The organism is Trebonia sp., assembly GCF_049794275.1.
In the GTDB taxonomy this organism is placed as follows: domain Bacteria; phylum Actinomycetota; class Actinomycetes; order Streptosporangiales; family Streptosporangiaceae; genus Trebonia.
Genome location: NZ_JBARCR010001036.1, coordinates 1 through 2,809, shown reverse-complemented (window position 1 = coordinate 2,809; position 2,809 = coordinate 1). Strand labels below are relative to the sequence as shown.

The window sequence follows — 2,809 nt, the reverse complement described above, 5'->3', positions numbered from 1 at the left end:
CGCGCGCTCAACTACGCCTTCGACGTGACCCCGGCGGAGCTGGTCACCGCGATCGTGACCGAGAGCCGGCTGATCTTCCCGGCCGGGAATCACGGCTAGGAAGCTCATGCCATGGTAACGGAAGCTTTGCTGACGTAGAGCACGTGGAATTTCCGTGCTAGTCAAGCGGTAAAGGCTGGGGAATCCGTGAATAAGCGCGCCTTGATGGCCGGGGTGGCGGGCCGCAGTCTCACCGTCCGGGTTCCGCGATTGCCACCTTCCTGCCATCCTCGCCCCGCAGTTGAGCTCGGACGATCATCCGCTCCTTTTGGCGCGCCTAGGCAAAGCTTACTGCGCCTGGTACATTGCCCCCGGGGGGAGTGGAATGAGTATCGTAAGCGACTCGTTGCGTGCACTCGCGGATGCGCTGGCTGTGCCGCTTATCCTCGCTGTCGGCTTGGCGATATTGATCGGACTGCTGCGCTTCGTCACGTCGCTGAGCTTCCTGATTGAACACCGGGGCCTGCGACCTCTCGTTATGCAGGTCGAATACGGAAAGGCTGCATTGGAGGGCGGGGAAAACTATGGCGTACTCGACGCGCGACTGCTCAGTTACTTGGCATCCGACGGCCTGGGCGCCTACATAATAGCCCCTGGTGCGGGCGGTTCGGCTGCGCCTGTGGTGCCAGCCGCGGCACAGGAGTCGAGCGCCGCCCTTATCCGATTCGCCTTTCCCAGCGAGCCGGCGTACCGGGTTGACGTCACCTGGCCGGGGCCCGTCACCCAGCGCGACGATGAGCTGCGAGCTACCGTTCGGATTAGCCGCACGCCAGGTGACCGGATCGTAGCGACTCGATCCTTTACCGAGGACAACACGGAGGCGCTTATTGAGGTAATTGGCGCCTTCTGTGTCACATTCCTCCTCGGACAGCCCAGGATTCTTCGCCGTACGCCCCGCTGGGAACGCTGGAACCAAGACATCAACGGGTACCTGGCCTACCGACGCGGGCTGGGAGCCGAGCCACGCGGGACCGAGGTCAGCACGTCACTAGAGGATTGCCGCAAGGCACTGGAACATTTCCATCATGCCGCGAGAATGAATCCCGCGAATATGCTTGTCCAGCTGCACCGGGCATCCCTGCTTGAACTGATGGATGAGAACCGGGAAGCTGCGGCGATATATCGGAAGTGCCGTACCCTATGGCCAGAGCACATCGAGGCGGCCTACCGCCTCTGGGTTGCACACAAGGGAAGCTACGATCGAACCGAGCTCAAGGGGGCGGACCATCCGCTTGACCCGATCAGGGAGCAGCTATTGCTCCGGCGGCTGCTGAGATCTTGGCTGTTGACCTGGCGCCCGAATCACTGGAATCCTGGGGAGCGTCGATACTGGCGATCATGGATCAGTCTCCGTCCGTGGAAGCGAGTCAGTAAGAGGACTGCATACCTCCGGGCTCTCGCCATTTCACAGCTCGCTGTGGAGCTGTCGTTTCTGCTCCCCGGGCGGAACGCAGCCTCGACCGACCATCTCGTGGCGGTCGCTGACGCCAGGAGCGGCGAGCGGTCGGCCGCCGCCGGGAAAATGGAAGTATTGAGCCTGATGACCAGACTGGCGGACGAACTGCTGCGCCAGGACGACGAGCCTGCCGTCGAGCGCCTGCTCCGTCCCAAAGCGGGCACCACCATCACGCCGCTGGCAGCCGATCCGGCCTACATCCCTGTATACGCAGGTCCGCACTACCATCGGCGCGCAGTAGGGTGGCTGGCCATGTTCAACGCGGCCTGCTTCTTCTCACTCGCCATCCTTCTGCCGCCGGAATATATCCCGGATAACTTCACGGTTGACCAGTGGCGGCAATGCTGTGGACAGGCGTCGATCCACGAACTCGGGCTGATCCATCGAGACCCCAGGAATCTGCTCGACCCCAACTGGATGGCCAGGGATCCAGATCTTGAGCCGTTGCGGCAAACCGAGATCGGCCAAGAGTGGCAGAACTTCATCGGCATGCCACGGGCGAAACCATCTGTCCGTTCGGCATGACTTCCAGGCAGAACCTCCGCGTGGCCGCCCGCGGTTAAGTCAGTTGACGCAAGCGCCGCGACGGGTCCCCGCCTTAGGATCTAGTGCTTGTGAGCGACACGATGATGGCGCTGCGCGCGCACGCCCGCGGCGGACCGGAGCAGTTGGTCTACGAGGCCGCCCCGGTCCCCGCGCCGGGGCCAGGCGAGGCCCTCGTCGCGGTGCACGCGGCCGCGATCACCTTCGCCGAGCTGAGCTGGGACCTGTCCTGGACCACCCGCGACGGGCGGGACCGCACGCCGGTCATCCCCTCGCACGAGGTGTCAGGAACGGTCGCAGGACTCGGCCCTGGTGCCGAAGGCCTGACGGTCGGTGCGGAGGTGTACGGCCTGATCGACTTCGACCGCGACGGGGCGGCGGCCGAGTATGTGACGGTGCCTGCCGCGCACCTCGCGGCCAGGCCGCGGTCGGTCTCTGACGAGGAGGCGGCCACCTTGCCGCTGGCGGCCCTGACCGCGTGGCAGGCGCTCGTCGACCACGCGGCACTCAAGCCGGGGGAACGGGTTCTCGTGCAGGGCGGCGCGGGCGGCGTCGGCAGCTACGCCGTCCAGCTCGCCGCGATCCTCGGCGGCACGGTCACGGCGACGGGCGTCGCCAGGCAACGGGACTTCGTCCTGGGCCTCGGAGCCACGACGTTCCTGGCGCCGGGCGCTGGCAACACGGCCGGGTACAAGGCGGTCGCACCGGACGGCTTCGACGTGGTCCTCGACACGATCGGCGGCGCTGTTCTCGATGCCTCCTACGAGCTGA

3 protein-coding genes are annotated in these 2,809 nt (G+C 65.3%); all 3 read left to right on the top strand.

The genetic code is table 11. The annotated features are described in order from the left end of the window. A partial coding sequence (locus WA805_RS25975; RefSeq protein WP_425243662.1) for a hypothetical protein occupies positions 1-99 on the top strand: 99 nt, incomplete at its 5' end. Between the two features lie 265 nt (positions 100-364). Continuing rightward, a complete protein-coding gene (locus tag WA805_RS25970; RefSeq protein ID WP_425240514.1) occupies positions 365-2,020 on the top strand; it encodes a tetratricopeptide repeat protein in 1,656 nt (551 codons plus the stop codon). A gap of 89 nt (positions 2,021-2,109) precedes the next feature. After that, a partial coding sequence (locus tag WA805_RS25965) for an NADP-dependent oxidoreductase (protein ID WP_425243661.1) occupies positions 2,110-2,809 on the top strand: 700 nt, incomplete at its 3' end.